This is a genomic window from Streptomyces alkaliphilus (genome assembly GCF_014141535.1).
Lineage (GTDB): Bacteria > Actinomycetota > Actinomycetes > Streptomycetales > Streptomycetaceae > Streptomyces > Streptomyces alkaliphilus.
The window spans coordinates 1-827 of the sequence record NZ_VKHT01001506.1 but is presented as its reverse complement, the minus strand read 5'-3'; the positions used below and the strand labels follow the sequence as shown (position 1 = coordinate 827).

1 protein-coding gene is annotated in these 827 nt (G+C 75.0%); it reads left to right on the top strand.

The window, feature by feature from the left end; all coding sequences use genetic code 11:
- Positions 1-40: 40 nt before the first annotated feature.
- Positions 41-827, top strand: a 787-nt coding sequence (locus FNQ90_RS25360) for a hypothetical protein (protein WP_323380182.1), incomplete at its 3' end; no start/stop codon positions are given.

Below are 827 nucleotides of genomic sequence, written 5' to 3'. Positions count from 1 at the left end.
CCTCTCCTTCCCGGACCTCCCCCCGGAGGCCCCCGGTGGTGTGTCCCTGGCCGTGGCCGCCACGGACCGGCCCGCCCTGCTGTGGGCGCTCGTCGCCTTTCTGGGGGCCTTCGGGGGGGCGCGCCTGGTCACCCGGATGATCCGCGCCGGTCGGGGCCCCTTCCGCAACGTCTCCACCGGCGGGCTGCACGTCCACCACGCGGTGCCCGGCGTGGTGCTCATGACGATCGGTGGCTTCGGCGCGGTGGCCGCCGGGGACGACGGGTGGCCCGCCATCGTGTGCGCGGTGATCTTCGGGGTCGGGGCCGGTCTGGTGCTCGACGAGTTCGCCCTCATCCTGCACCTGGCCGACGTCTACTGGACCGACGAGGGGCGACGCAGCGTGGAGGTCGTCGCGTTGACGGCGGCCGTGGTCGGGCTGGTCCTGGCCGGCTACCTGCCGTTGGGGGTGGAGAACCTGAGCGAGGAACAACTGCGCAACGGCTGGGCGGTCACCGGCACCGTCCTGTTCCACTTCGTGTGCGCGCTGTTCGCGCTGCTCAAGGGGAAGCCGTGGCTGGCCGTGGTGGGGGTGTTGATCCCGTTCGTCGCCCTGGTGGGCGCGGTCCGACTGGCCCGGCCGACCTCGCCGTGGGCCCGACGCCGGTACCGGGGGCGCCGGGCCCGTGCCATGACCCGGGCCCGGCGGCGGGCGGAACGGCACGACCACCGCTGGAATCCGACGCTGCGGCGGATCTCGGACCTCCTCGGCGGCACACCGGACGAGCAGGACCCGTCCCCGGGGAGCGTCGGGGTCGCCGGCGGGACGGCCCGGGGCGGTGGGGAAC